Below are 14,480 nucleotides of genomic sequence, written 5' to 3'. Positions count from 1 at the left end.
GTGCCTGATAAACAGGTAAGTGAGAACGGAGTTGTATCATCATCCAGCGTAGCTTAGTAGCGGACCATTGGGTAATTTTACTCAGTAATCAGGTATATGAATAGTAAAAATGAGGCTTGATCTATCAGGCGTTAAACTATTGTTTTGCTCTGAAAACGTTAGGGCGCAAAAGGAGGATAGCGCTTTAAAATAAGCTAAGTTTACCTAGTATATAAATCACCCTATAAATTTAGTTGTGGTACTATAAGATATTGTAAATGTGCACCTTACATTAAGCGGCTCACAGGTTGCTAGATGTATTAATTTTTATCGTTCTTTGCCTACTAATAACTTTATTATTGATATTTGAGTAATTAACTATACATACGTTACAACGCAAGCACCTTTGTTGAAAATATTGTAGCGATGGTATACTAAATATTAACCAATGCAGCAGGAAGTAGATAAGCAAATATTGCTTACCTTTCATGTGTAATTGTACTTAATAATCTACTTCGTATGTTAGTTGCGCCTATTCCTGTCAATGAAACCAAACGGTTAGAGTCGTTATACCAATATAATTTACTGGATACTGCCCCAGAAATCGAATACGACCGCGTTTCTCATATTGCCTCTCAACTCTGTCAAACGCCCATTGCTATGGTTAGCTTTATTGACCGGGAGCGGCAGTGGGTCAAATCGTTTCACGGGCTGGGGGTTGAAAATATTCCACGGGAAATTTCACTTTGCGCGCATACCATTACAAACGTGCATCCATTGGTAGTGGAAGACACAACGAAAGACAACCGTTTTTTCGATAATCCAGCCGTTATTGGTCAGCCGAACATTATTTTCTATGTGGGTATTCCGCTACTCTCAGCCGAGGGGATGGCTATTGGGTCTATTTGCGTCATCGATCACCAACCCCGCAAGCTGAGTCCATCCCAACAAATGGCGATGCTGGCCTTAGCCGATCAGGTCATGTTGCTGATGGAGTTACGCCGGACAAATAATCAACTTAGTCGGGCGCGTGCAGAAGCGGAGGAATTGGCTCGTCAAAAGGCGCATTTGCTAGCAACATTGAGTCATGAAATCCGGACTCCCCTGCATGCGTTAGAAGGGCATACGCAAATTCTGCTGGATCAGCAACCCCGGACAGATCAGCAAGGGGGACTTCAGCGTCTACAGATGACCGGGCGCACACTCGTTCGGCTCGTCAACAACATTCTGGATTACAGTAAATTACAGGCAGGCAAACTTGCTTTGGAGAAGATGCCATTTTCGCTGCAAGAGCTGATTCAGCAGGCAGTCGAGATGCAGTCCTGGCAGGCACAGCAGAAAAATCTTCAGTTGGTTACCCAGATCGATCCCAAATTACCAAACCGGCTGGAAGGCGACGCGACTCGTTTGTTGCAGGTTTTGTTGAATCTAGTAAACAACGCCCTCAAGTTTACAAAAGTGGGTGAGGTACGCATAGCGGTGCAGGTCGAATCGATCAGCTCTTCGGAAGTAAGCCTAAGACTAGAAGTCACCGATACCGGGATTGGTATACCGGAGGCATCATTGTCTATGTTGTTCAACGAGTACACGCAGGTTTCCGCCGAAACTACTCGGCTTTACGGTGGCACGGGGCTTGGTTTAGCGATAACACGCCAGTTGTTGGAAATGATGGGCAGTAAGCTGGAAGTACGCAGCCAGGAAGGAAAAGGGTCAACGTTTGGGTTTTCGCTGGTATTACCGATTGCCGAAGCTGTAGCAATTAAACCGAATGGCGCACTGCTCAGCGCAGAAGATTTATTTCTAGCGGTCGACGACAATCCATTGAATACAAAGGTGCTATCACACTTTATCGGCAAAAATGGTGGTCGGGTAGATACGTTTAACTCACCGCTCGATGCGCTGGAAGCGGCTAAAACGACTTCGTACCGGGCCATGCTGCTAGACTTGTACATGCCCGAACTGGACGGTTATGAGCTAGCCCAGCGCTTACAGACCGTGCAGCCCGGAATCCCCATTATCGCTTTGTCCGCTGATGATAGTGTTGAAACAATGGAACGGGTAAAAGCGTCCGGGTTTCATTCGTTTTTGCGAAAACCCTTTTTACCCCACGAACTGATGCACACGCTGACCGAATTGGCTTAATTAGGCACCGCCTGATTAAGCTTTTCCATATGTTAGCCTAAACAGGCTTAGAAAATGGCATAGCGATCTGTTCGTAGCGTAAACCTGTAATGATACGTCCGGTTAGGTGTCGTTATACGGTCTGTAGATAAATTGCTTCAAGTTCATTCGCCGTCAGGTCGGCGGCTGGTAACGTTTCGACCAGGTGCCCCGCTCGCATGATACCAATGCGCGTACCAACTTCTTTAGAACGAAAAATATCGTGGGTAGCCATCAAAATGGCCGTTCCTTTGTCACTTAGTTTCAATAGTAAATCCGAAAATTCGTTCGAAGCTTTCGGATCAAGGCCGCTTGTCGGCTCGTCAAGCAACAAGACCTTTGCTTGTTTAGCCAGGGCAATGGCAATGCCTACTTTCTGGCGCATACCTTTTGAATAGGAGCCAACCCGTTTAGCGTGGGCTTCGGTTTGCAGTCCAGCCTCTGCTAAAAACAAGGTCAACTCATCAGTCTTGTAGGAAAAGCCCGCCAGTTTGGAGAAGAATTGTAGATTTTCCAAGCCCGTCAGGTTCGGGTACAGCATGACCGTTTCGGGTAGGTAAGCTAGAAATTTTTTGGTTTCCTGCGGATGCTCGGCCACGGTTAGCCCGTTGATCGTAGCTTTCCCTGATGTGGGTTGAATAAAGCCCAAAAACAGATTGATGGTGGTGGTTTTACCGGCTCCGTTCTGACCCAGCAGACAAAAAATTTCGCCCGCGTTGACCGTTAAGTTCAATGCATTCAGGGAGGGGGGAGCTTCGGGGGCGTAGCGTTTGGTAAGATCAATGGCTTGCAGCATGGCAGTAACGTATTAGAAGATTAAAGGCTGTACAAGGTTTTTCTGTAATTCCGCCAGCCTAAAGTGGCCAGCAGGGTAGTAAATAATAGCAAGGGCCCGAGAATGATTGCGGGCCGGATTGGCTCAGAATCAGAAAAGGTTTCCTCCGGAAAGTCCGTCCATCGTTCGGCTTTAACCGGAGCATTGGTGAATATTTTGGGGTAAAAATAAAGCCGTAGCTTTTCGTGGAAGCGGGTGGTGTGATCCAGAAACCGTAGCTGGTTACCTAATCCTGTACGGGCTAGCTCGTTGAATTGAAGCTGCGTGTGAAGCGTAGGAACAAACTGAGCAATAACTCGGCTGGCGTTGTCCCGCTGTTGTAGTTTCGCCCGTAATTCGCCCGACTCCGGTGCCGACTCGTCATCACCGAGTTGCTGCATCGCATAATACCAACGCCAATCCGTTTCCATGATCGCAGCGGGAAGTTTTCTGAATTGTGGGTAATGCGTATAGAAGGCTTCCAGCGTCGTTTTTTTGTCCATGTCCCATTTTTCGTGGTATCCCTTTCGCTGTTTCAGCGTAGTTGCCAAGGCTTCAGGAACCGGATAGCGATTCTCCAAGTAAGTGTTGATCAACGCTGGTAGTAAAATGACGAGACTCAGCCAGATACCAAGCAGCAGCATGGCATTGACGGCGGAGGTCTGTTTCAGCGAAGCGACCCAAAAACTAACGCTAAACCAGAATAGCCCATACAGCACTGAGGTAGCTACCAAGACCACAAAAGCAGTATCGAAAAAGATACCCAATATCGGAATGGCCAGCAGCAGGATGACAAGCAATACGCTAAGCAGGGGCAACGCTCGGATGGCAAAAAGCTGTAAAACAACGGTAAACAGTTTTTGGCTCTGGACCGCTACCAACTTCCAGGTACCACTTTCCCGCTCCTCTGAGATGAGGTTATACGTAAAGGCAATGATCAACAGGGGAAACAGATAGATTAGCACAAAACTAAAATCGAGGTTACCCAGCAGCAGATTCAGAGGGTTGTTCAGGTCGGCGTCGTATTTCTGGCCTTCCAGCGCCCGAATCGTCACACTCTGCACCGACGCGTTTACGTCGCGTTGACCAATGGACAGTCCTGCCAGTGGCGATGTTTCGTTGATCAGGGAAAATTTCAGATAATACAGCAACAACCCCAAATCATCGTGGTGCAGTGCCGCCTTTTGCACAAAGTCTTTCTGTTGAAAAGCCTGCACATCGGCGATAGCCTGATTTTGCCGAAGCACAAATTGCCGACCGACCAGCAAACTGGCTATGCCCGCGATGAGCAGAAAGGACAGGCCGATCCGAACTCCTCCTGTTCGAATAAACTGCTTAAACGCTAGTGAGATCATCTTAAACGACGCGTAGATTTTTTGACTGGGGATGCACGAGATAAAGCAGGACAAACGCCCAGAAAGCTAGCGCAAAGAGAGAAATCGGTTCATTGGCCAGCACCGAGCGAACACTCATTTTAGTGTAGTGAAATTCAGGAATTTCTTCCCAATGCTTGTTGTCGATGGTAATCGGTGGATCGCCAGGGCCGGGTTTGTAATTACTGACGTATTTCATTTGCAAGACATTGAGTTTCTGAGCCATATCGTACCGGTATTGCTCGGCCTGCTGTCCAAAGTCAAGATAGTTGGCGTAGTCGGTACCCGACAGTGCCATCGACAGGTTTCTGATTGCCATGAAGGGGTCCAGAAAGGCTACAGCCCGCGAAAATTCGTTCTGTCGGTCGTAGATAGTCAATAGTTCGTCGAAGTGCTGGTTGTAAATAGTAGCACTGATTTTTTCACCCTCGGCCATCACAAAGCCACTGTAATTAAATGGTAGCTGCTGAACGGAGTCAACTCGATACGCAGCCAGCAGCGAATCTTTAAGGGCTTTATAGTGCGGATCGTTGGGGTTATGACTATCCCCTTCTTTGTGCACATCCTCGCCAACTTTGTCGAAGAAAGCCACCTTTGAAGGGGCGGCAAACAAGGTAGCTCCCAACGCTTGTGAGGCTCGGGGCAACACCAGTGTCAACATCAGCCATAGACCAATCAGCGTGACTAAAGCGGCTTTTGCTGATCGACTACGCGCCGAAACGAGAACCGCTATTAGGCAGAAAAATGTCAGGTATACGAAGTAGGCAACGACGAGTAACCCGAGCCGGATGGCTTCATCCAACGTTACTGTGCCGTTCTGCGCTATTAACCACAGCACCACCGTTGTCAGCATGACCGGAATAAACAGAGTTGACATGACGCCTATCAGACCAAGGCTTTTGCCGACATGGAGTGCCTGTCCGCTTACCCCCTGACTCAAAACGATCTTTAGCGTACCGTTGTCTCGTTCTGAAGCGACACTGCTAAAGCCTACAAAAAAAATGAGCAGGGGAAGTAACAATTGAAGAATCATGGCCAGACTAATCTCCCCAAAACGCAGCAGTCCAGTTGAAAAACCTGCTTCGGAGAAGTTGACCGAATTCTGCTTGTGCGCTTCCAGAAACAGGGTGCTGCCCAGAAAGCTTTCCATACCTCCATCGAACATACTCAATGGGGCTTTCGGTCTAAAAACAAAGTGGCCGTAGTGCGCCATGCGGTGGGGGTGCTTATCGGGATTGTTCAGCCAATCATGCCGGGCCTGCTGTTGATAAGCGGCCCGCAGTTGGTTTTGCTGGCGGAAGCTGACCCACCCCGAATAAGCTGCGTACGTAATCAGCAGTCCTACAAACAAGCCCAGGTAGGGGACAATCCGGTTTGTGAACACGGTATCCCACACTTGCCCGGCAATCAGTCGTTCTTTCCGTAGACGCATCGTATCAAAAGCGGTAAGTCAGGGTTAACATTGTCGTACGGGGAGCTCCTGGGAACAGGCGCAGGTAGTTCTGAGCGCCGATCCAGTACGTCCTGTTGGTCAAATTGTTGACGTTGAGCGCAACCTGTACGTTACTTCGCTGGGGTGTGTAATAAACGGCCATATCGAGCAGCGTGTAAGCAGGAACCTCGAACGCCCTTGAAAACCAGGGAATCTTGCTGTCGCTGTACTGAACGCCAAGCCCAACGCCCAGATCGCTCAGCGCGGAGTTGGACGAAAAGTTATAGCGGGTCCAGAGGTTACCACTGTGTCGGGGTGTGTTTTGCTTGCGAGCCCCAATCAGTGAAGCTTCCCGATCGTTGACAATAATGGCATCAATAAAGCTGTACGAAGCATTGATTTGCCAGTTGGGTGTCAGATAACCGGCAAGATCGAGTTCAAAGCCCCGGCTTCGTTCAGCGCCCCTGGTAACCAACAGGTCTGGATTGGCTGGATCATTGGCATTCATCAACAGGTTCCGCTGGTTGATCTCGTAAATCGCCGAGGTAATATGAACCCGATTTCCAAACAAATCGGCTTTAAGACCCACTTCTTTTAAATCACTCTCCAGCGGATCGAACGTGCTGCCAGTCGGAGCGGCAACGGGTAACAACGTTACTGTGTTCGATTGGGGTTGGTAGCCTCGTAAATACGTGCCATATACGTTTACTTGGGGTGTCAGGGCGTAGGTGATGCCCAACCGGGGTAGCAAGGCAGACTTGTTGACCGTAATCGGATTCGGGGCGTTAAAATTGGTAATATCTTCATACCATTCCTGGCGCAGTCCCAGCAAAAGAATCAGGTTATGCCAGGTCAATTGATCCTGAATATAGATTGCTTTGGTTGTCGTCAAGGCGGGTTGCAACGCCGTCCGAACGTTGAGCACATAATCCTCGACGTTCCGAATGGTGTAGGTCGGATTGGCTAAATCAAAATGCGGGACGTTCGGTTTCGGTATGGTGACACCCGCGACGGTCTGGGTCTGATAATTAGCTGCGTTGGCTACAACGAACGAAGCCGCTACCGACCCGTCTTTCAGCAGATAACCCCGCGCAGCGTTCTGTCCACCTCCTTTTAGCTTTTGCCAGCGATTCAGATCATAGCCAATCAATAGCTTGTGTTGGATCGCACCTGTATTCCCATCAAAATTGAGATAACTGCTCAGGTTGTCGACGTTCCAATATTGCTGACGTTGCACAAACTGCATGGCCGCCAGCGACTGAACGGGTTGCCCCGTAAGATCAACGCCAAATGCATTGGTCGTACGATGTTCCTGCAAATTTTCGGACCACGTCTGTTTCATATAAGCCATGTTCAGACTGATCCGGTCGGTGAACTTATGCGCCAGATTTCCCATCATGATCAATTCTTTCGAGCGAAAGAAATCGTTCGGTGCGCCTAGATTCAGACTGATTGGCGTACTATTTAAATCTGTTACTCCCGCTACCGCTCCGAAAATAGGTTGCCCCCGGTCCAGGTTCCCATTCATGTCGCTGTAAATGAGTTCAGCATTGAGGGCGGTTTTGGTATTGGGGATGTAGGAAAAAGACGGCGACAGCAAAAAGGATTGGTTACCGACCAGATCGCGATAGCTGCGGGCTTGCTGATACGCTCCGTTTACCCGATACAACAGCGTTTTCTTGTCGTTGAGCGGACCCGTAAAATCAAGTGCTCCCCGTAGCGTACTAAAGCTGCCCACGCTTAAACTTACTTCGTTCCGACGAACGGCCAAGGGTTTTTTCGTGACGAGGTTGATACTGCCTCCCGGATCGACCGACGAAAACGACGCTGAAGCGGGTCCTTTCAGCACCTCCACCCGTTCGATGTTGGCCGTTAGCGGTTGAAGAAAATAGTACTGGCGTGTACGCATGCCATTGATAATCTGACCTTCTTCGTTTTGGCTAATGCCACGGATTGCGTACTGATTGTAGTAACTCGATGGAATGACCCCACTAACCAGTTTGACGGCGTCGGCCAGCTGAAACGCCTGCCGGTCGGCGATCAATTCTTTCGTTACCGTACTGATTGACTGTGGGATGTCTTTATTGAGTGCCGCAATTTTTGTGGCCGAAAATGAGTATTCGCTATTGTAGTCTTTGGCTACTCGACCCACCACTTCAACGGTTTGCAGCTCTTTTGTATCTGGAATCAAGGCTACCGTAAAAAAGCGTTCTCGGGCTCTGACAGTGAGCGTTTGGTAGCCAACAAACGACACTTGTAGCATACCTTGCCCCGACAGGCTAAACCGTCCGGCGGAGTCAGTAACCGTTCCGGTTTGCGAATTTAACCAGCGGACCGTGGCACCGACGATAGCTTGCTCCGTAACGGCATCCGTCACACTACCCGTGATGGTCTGTGCCTGAACGCATCCTAGGGTTATTATGAGAAATAAGGTAAATAAGTGCTTCATGTAATAGAGTTTCATGGGAGCAAATGGCGATTAAAAAAGTGAGCTGACTGGTGTTGAGCAGGGCTTTCACACGCTTCAACAAATGCAGCTGTTGGAAATGTGGACTAGGTAGCTTTCTAGGGGTGAAAGCGTTTTGGCTGGTTGACGAACTGCCCGTTAACGAGATGAAGTACTAGATCCGGTAATGGAAACTGTTTCCCAGTCCTGATTTACAAGCAGGATTGGATATGCAATGGAGTCATAAAACGGCAACGATTATCAAATATGCAACAATGTTGCAAAAATGAGTTAAAAACTTAACAATACCAATAAGTCTGGCCTTTTTTTGCAGCGTAGTTGCATCAATACAGGCTATGAAGTCCCTATACGCACGCGAATAGCTAGCGGGCAATGTAATCCTGACTGATTTAGGCACTGCTGGTGAGCCTTGCGGTTCGTTCAACGGCTAAGCTGTCGGATAAAGCTAAAGGAGCACGTCTGATGGTGCGGCTGTTGGAGCTGAAACAGAAGAAAACCTGGATGATTGATCAAAGAAAGCCGTGAGCCCGATGAGAAGTAAAGGGCTGTGTTAGATGGTAAACAAATTACGACATTACAGACGTTTCCGGCTCAGCCTGTATTGACTTATATCTGCAGAAAGTAGTGAGCAGTAGGGTTGTAAACGGAGATGAGCAATTTAGAAAGTATACGCTATTTAGTTGGTTCGCACTCGCCAGATAGTACAGTTTCCAGTTGTCGAACTAGTTTTCGTTAGACCGTAGTATTTCGAGTGTTTTAGTTGGCCCTGGCAATTTGTCGCTACCTTGATGATTAACCCTTCATAATTACTGACTAAGCTGTCCGGTATCGTAAACGTGTCGAGTCCGGTCATGATGATCTTTTCATCTTTAGGAGTCCATCCCCAACTTTCTGAGGTGTCTTTCAACGCAATAACGTTCCACTCAAAACCGTCAGGTGTATTGCCATAGTCAGTAGCTGTTAGTCTCAAACCGTTTCCGGTATAACACTCAGAATCAATCGTTACCTGGTGAGCATATGTGCAGGCCGATACCTGTTTATCTTGCTGGCAGGCACTGCTAAGTAGTAAACAACCAGAAAAACCAAGCAATGAAAATAAGGAAGTTCTCATAACGTATGTGTTTTTATAGCTTGTCTTTTCAAAACGTATAAAGCATTTAAAAATACTGCTACTGAGATGCTATAGGTTTTTAAAAGAGCTATTCACATGAGTATTTAAACTTATTCACGCGGACAAGCGAATGATGCGCGACAAACAAGGAAACTATTACTAGCGAGTCGGTAATCACAAACTCATAGCTTCTCTAAGACCTGTTTCTTCCGTTTCCCTGTGAAGATCTAAAAGGCGATAATACGTCAGGGAATGGCCTCAATTAGTAAAATAAAGCCTTTTCTTAACTGAAATAGCCGTAAAAGTTACGTTTTGACACCGGTTATAAATGCTTCATTCAGACAGCGTTCGATTAGCTTGATTTCCGCAAACAAATTACCTAGCAACGCTTTCTGATTGCTTTCACGGCTAATTGAAATTACTCATATCTAAAAACATTTTAACTGATCAGGGTCTTTTGATTAAAATTCCATTAAAATCAGATGATCAAAATTGGGTATCACGCTTCCCATGAACAGTTTAAACCAAGCGAGTTATTGTCTCGCATCCAGCAGGCGGAGCAAGCCGGTTTTACAGCTGGAACATGCTCTGACCATTTTCATCCTTGGAGTGATAAGCAGGGTGAAAGTGGTTTTGCCTGGAGCTGGCTGGGCGCTGCTCTACAGGCGACGTCGTTGTCTTTTGGCGTAGTCAATGCGCCCGGACAGCGCTATAATCCGGCTATTATTGCACAGGCCGCGGCTACTTTGGCCGATATGTTTCCCGAACGTTTCTGGATTGCCGTCGGGACGGGCCAGTACCTGAACGAACACATAAACGGAGAACGCTGGCCTTCGAAAGCAGATCGGAATACGCGCTTGAAAGAGTGCGTCGATATCATGAGGGCTCTGTGGAACGGCGAGACGGTTACCCATCGTGGCCTGGTGACCGTTGACGACGCGCGTCTGTACACACGCCCCCAGATTAAGCCGCTTATTGTAGGAGCAGCCGTCACCAGTAAAACTGCCGAATGGGTAGGTAGTTGGGCAGATGCCCTGATTACAACATCCCGGCCAATCGACGAATTGCGACAGGTTGTGGACGCTTTTCGGCAAGGTGGAGGATCAGGCAAACCGATGTTTCTCAAGGTACAGCTTTCTTATACATCCGATTTGGAGCAAGCGCGACAGGGTGCTTATGACCAGTGGCGCGGCAATGTTTTCCCCAATAGTGTAATGACTGAACTACGGATGCCTAGCTACTTTGATGATGCGGCATCAATGGTTGACGTTGCTGCGGTCGAAAAGTTCGTCCACGTGTCAGCTGATCATAATCAATATGTCGACTGGCTGCTTGAATACCAATCCCTAGGGTTCGAACAGCTATCGTTACATAATGTCAATCTAGAACAGCAGGCGTTTATCGACGACTTTGGTACGCATGTGTTGCCCCACGTTTTTAAGCATACCAATTAATTAGTACCCCTTACTCAACGACGAATTACCCCCAAAACAACAATTTACGAATGGATAACAACCTGGAGAAACAACGATTATCGAGACAATGGGCTAAAGAAGAAAACTGGTACAAATGGGGACCTTACCTTTCTGAACGGCAGTGGGGAACTGTTCGGGAAGATTATACGGCTGAAGGAGAAGCCTGGGATGCTTTTCCGTACGAGCACGCCCGGATGCGGGTATACCGCTGGGGAGAAGATGGCCTTGGCGGAATATCCGACGAAACCCAAACGCTTTGTTTTGCACTCTCGCTCTGGAACGGTCAGGACCCTTACCTGAAAGAACGGATGTTCGGCATTTCTAACGAGCAGGGTAATCACGGGGAAGACGTAAAGGAATTGTATTACTACCTGGATAATACGCCGACGCACAGTTACATGCGGATGTTATACAAATATCCGCAGACGGCTTTTCCCTATGATCAGCTCGTTGACGAAAATGCAAAGCGTGATCAATCCGAGCGGGAGTTTGAGCTACTGGATACGGGCATCTTCAACGACAGCGCTTATTTCGACGTAGAGGTAGAATATGCTAAAAAAGATACCGATGATATCCTGATTCGCTTGACAATCCACAACCGGGCTGACAAAGAAGCAACATTGTACCTGTTGCCTACGCTGTGGTTTCGAAATCGGTGGTCGTTTCATCCCGAAACGCAAAAGCCAGCCATCGAAAAAGTTGATGCAAGTCACCTGCGGGCTGTGCACGAAAGTCTGGGAACGTACACACTTACCTTCCACCCAACCGATACCATCTTGGTTACCGAAAACGAAACAAACCAGGAGCGCGTATTTGGTAACCAAAACGAATCACCTTTCGTGAAAGACGCTTTTCACGATGCGATAACCACAGGACAGACTTCGCCGTTTGATGAGCAACCAACAGGTACGAAATGCGCACCAGTCTACAAGCTTACACTCGACGCTGGACAGTCGACAACGGTTTGTTTGCGGTTAAGTCAGCAGTCGGATGCATCATTAGACGACGAGTTCGACGCCATTTTTGCTGAGCGCAAGAAAGAAGCGGATGAATTTTATGCACCGCTTACCGAAGGCAACACGCCCGATGACGCTCAAATCAAACGCCAGGCCTGGGCGGGTTTACTCTGGTCGAAACAGTATTACCATTACAATGTACGTCGCTGGCTGGAGGGCGATCCCGGCCACCCAATTCCACCTGCCGAACGTTGGAACGGGCGTAATGCCGATTGGCAGCACCTGAACGCAGAGCACATTATGATCATGCCCGACAAGTGGGAGTACCCTTGGTTTGCGGCCTGGGATCAGGCGTTTCAATCCATTGCCGTCGAGGATATTGATCTTGAATTTGCCAAACACCAGCTTTACCTGCACGCCGATCCTCAGTATCAGGCTCCTGATGGGCGCTTACCAGCCTATGAGTGGGATTTCTCAGCGGCCAATCCGCCCTTACGAGCAGCCATTAGCTGGCTTTTCTACCGCCGGGAGCGCGAACTAACGGACAAAAAGGATTACGACTTCCTGATAACCATGTTTGATCGCCTGCGTCCGAACTACGAATGGTGGACAAATCAGGTGAGCGGAAAAGAAGATGGGTTGTTTCAGGGTGGCTTTTTGGGGCTGGACAACATAAGCCTGTTTGATCGTAACGAAGAAATACCGGGCGGAGGAACGTTGGATCAGGCTGATGCTACTGCCTGGATGGCTACATATACGCTTTACATGATGCGTATCGCCGTTGAACTAGCTCAGAAAGATCCCGACGTTTACGAGCCACTTAGCTGTTACTACTTTGATCATTACATTCGAATTAGTAATGCGCTACAGCGGGTAGCGACGCTGTGGATCGACGACGACGATGAGGAAAGCAACAACGGATTTACCTACGATGTGTTGCACATGCCCGACGGTGAAAAAATTCCGATTCCGCTCCGCTCCTTAGTCGGGCTGGCTAATTTGTTTGCGGTCATGACACTCGATCACGAGACAGCTTCGGCGTTACCTTCGTTCTACCAGAAAGTACAAGACTATCTTAAAAATCCGCCCTCGGAAAATCCGTGCTATTGCGTCATCAACGAAGATCCGGAGAAAGACTGTATTCTTTTCGGGCTGTTATCTGCCAATCAGCTAGAACGACTTAGTGGTTTCCTTTTCTCGGAAGCTGAATTACTGGCACCGGGCGGAATCCGTTCGCTGTCGAAAGTGTACGAAGAGCCATTTACGATGGAAATTGCCGGAGAAGAAAACGAAATTCACTATACGCCAGGCGAGTCGGATACGAAGATGTTCGGTGGTAACTCGAATTGGCGCGGGCCGGTCTGGTATCCGCTTAATTTCTTCATCGTAGGGGCCTTACAGGAATTCGGTAATTACTACGGTGATCGTGTACAGGTGGCTTTACCGTCAGGGAGCGATAACAAAGGTACGCTAAATGATGCAGCTGCATTTCTGTCGAAGCGGCTATGGCATGCGTTCCGACCGAATGAGAAAGGAGAACGTCCGTGCCACGGCACCGACACCATTTATGCGACGGACCCGCATTTCAAGGATCTGATCTTGTTCTATGAGCATTTCGATGGCGACACGTCCCGTGGCTTAGGGGCGAGCCACCAGACGGGATGGACGGCGCTCGTGACTCGTTTGTAGTAAGTAAGCCGGATAATTCTGACGCCCACACCAGTCAACCGGTGTGGGCGTCTTTGTTGATCAAAAAAGAAGGCAGATGGCTGAAAATAGGGCTACGTCTGTCAATGAAGTCGGTGCACACTACGAAAGCGAAGCGGTGATTGCCGGGTTTTATTCTTGAATAACTTGTTGAACGATTGAGCATGGGCAAAACCTAGTAAGTAGGCTACCTCGCTAACAGTCAGCTCCGTAGTGATTAGCAATTCCTTTGCTTTCTCAATCAGGCGGTTATGAATATGCTGTTGCGCGTTTTGCCCCGTAAGAGAGCGTAACATACTGCTCAGGTAGGACGGGGACATGGCTAGTTGATCCGCCAGATACTGGACCGAGGGTGGTCCCGATTCCGCTAATAGCGCGCTGTTCACATAGCGATTCAATGCGTCGTCGAATCGCGCCAATGAGGTCTTGTTGACAAGCTTACGGCTGATAAACTGACGGTTATAAAAGCGGGCGCAGTAATCAAGCAATACCTGAATCTGTGAGCTAATGATATCATACGAATACGTGTCGATGGCCGCACCGATTTCCTGTTTGATTGTACTCACAATAAAGTCCAGAATGGTTTCTTCCTTTGCCGAGAGATGCAATGCTTCGTGGACCGCATAAGAAAAGTAATCGTACGTTTTAATTTTCCGGGCAAGCGGAGCATCCTGCACAAAATCAGGGTGCATCACCAACCACCACCCCGTCAGGCGAAGGTCATCAACAATCTCGGTGGTAACCACCTGACCCGGTGCAAAGAACGTCATCACACCCTCGTCAAAATCATACGTGTTCTGACCGTATCGCATCTTTCCCTGAAAGTTTTTCTTTAAGGCAATGCAATAGAAATTGTATATCACACTACGTAGCTGCTCGTCGGAGAAACAGGTTATTTGAGAAAAGTCAATGACGCTAACTAGAGGGTTATCCGGTTTGTCGATACGAAGTAGCTGATGCAACTGGGAAATGGATTGGATGAAATAAGGAGAAGCCATCGGTTGAG

Annotated in this window: 9 protein-coding genes; 3 read left to right on the top strand and 6 right to left on the bottom strand. The window is 48.2% G+C overall.

The annotated features are described in order from the left end of the window. The first annotated feature begins 498 nt into the window (after window positions 1-498). Window positions 499-2,121 (top strand): GAF domain-containing hybrid sensor histidine kinase/response regulator, encoded by a 1,623-nt coding sequence (locus LQ777_RS26195; RefSeq protein WP_232563232.1) that lies wholly within the window; start codon window positions 499-501, stop codon window positions 2,119-2,121. Between the two features lie 112 nt (window positions 2,122-2,233). On the opposite strand, the gene LQ777_RS26190 is transcribed toward LQ777_RS26195, so the two are convergent. From LQ777_RS26190 to LQ777_RS26170, 5 genes are all read right to left on the bottom strand, one after another. Continuing rightward, complete coding sequence (locus LQ777_RS26190; RefSeq protein ID WP_232563231.1) at window positions 2,234-2,935, bottom strand: ABC transporter ATP-binding protein; 702 nt, start codon at window positions 2,933-2,935, stop codon at window positions 2,234-2,236. A 20-nt stretch (window positions 2,936-2,955) separates the two neighbouring features. Then, window positions 2,956-4,308, bottom strand: coding sequence for a DUF3526 domain-containing protein (locus tag LQ777_RS26185; RefSeq protein ID WP_232563230.1), 1,353 nt, complete (start codon window positions 4,306-4,308; stop codon window positions 2,956-2,958). A gap of 1 nt (window position 4,309) precedes the next feature. Next, complete coding sequence (locus LQ777_RS26180) at window positions 4,310-5,758, bottom strand: ABC transporter permease (protein ID WP_232563229.1); 1,449 nt, start codon at window positions 5,756-5,758, stop codon at window positions 4,310-4,312. 4 nt (window positions 5,759-5,762) lie between these two features. Then, window positions 5,763-8,207, bottom strand: coding sequence for a TonB-dependent receptor domain-containing protein (locus LQ777_RS26175; protein WP_232563331.1), 2,445 nt, complete (start codon window positions 8,205-8,207; stop codon window positions 5,763-5,765). A 694-nt stretch (window positions 8,208-8,901) separates the two neighbouring features. Next, window positions 8,902-9,336: a hypothetical protein gene (locus LQ777_RS26170; RefSeq protein ID WP_232563228.1), complete on the bottom strand. Its 435-nt coding sequence runs from the start codon at window positions 9,334-9,336 to the stop codon at window positions 8,902-8,904. A gap of 482 nt (window positions 9,337-9,818) precedes the next feature. Between LQ777_RS26170 and LQ777_RS26165 the strand changes: the two genes are divergently transcribed. Beyond that, window positions 9,819-10,790: a TIGR03885 family FMN-dependent LLM class oxidoreductase gene (locus tag LQ777_RS26165; protein WP_232563227.1), complete on the top strand. Its 972-nt coding sequence runs from the start codon at window positions 9,819-9,821 to the stop codon at window positions 10,788-10,790. Between the two features lie 50 nt (window positions 10,791-10,840). Further along, window positions 10,841-13,456 carry an MGH1-like glycoside hydrolase domain-containing protein gene (locus LQ777_RS26160; RefSeq protein WP_232563226.1) on the top strand — a complete coding sequence of 872 codons (2,616 nt, stop codon included), beginning with the start codon at window positions 10,841-10,843 and terminating at the stop codon, window positions 13,454-13,456. A gap of 101 nt (window positions 13,457-13,557) precedes the next feature. Here LQ777_RS26160 and LQ777_RS26155 read toward each other — a convergent pair whose 3' ends face one another. After that, a complete protein-coding gene (locus LQ777_RS26155) occupies window positions 13,558-14,472 on the bottom strand; it encodes a helix-turn-helix domain-containing protein (RefSeq protein ID WP_232563225.1) in 915 nt (304 codons plus the stop codon). Between the last annotated feature and the right edge of the window lie 8 nt (window positions 14,473-14,480).

The sequence above is a fragment of the Spirosoma oryzicola genome (genome assembly GCF_021233055.1).
GTDB classification, from domain to species: domain Bacteria; phylum Bacteroidota; class Bacteroidia; order Cytophagales; family Spirosomataceae; genus Spirosoma; species Spirosoma oryzicola.
Note: the sequence above shows the minus strand (reverse complement) of the source record. Positions and strands in the feature narration are given on the sequence as shown.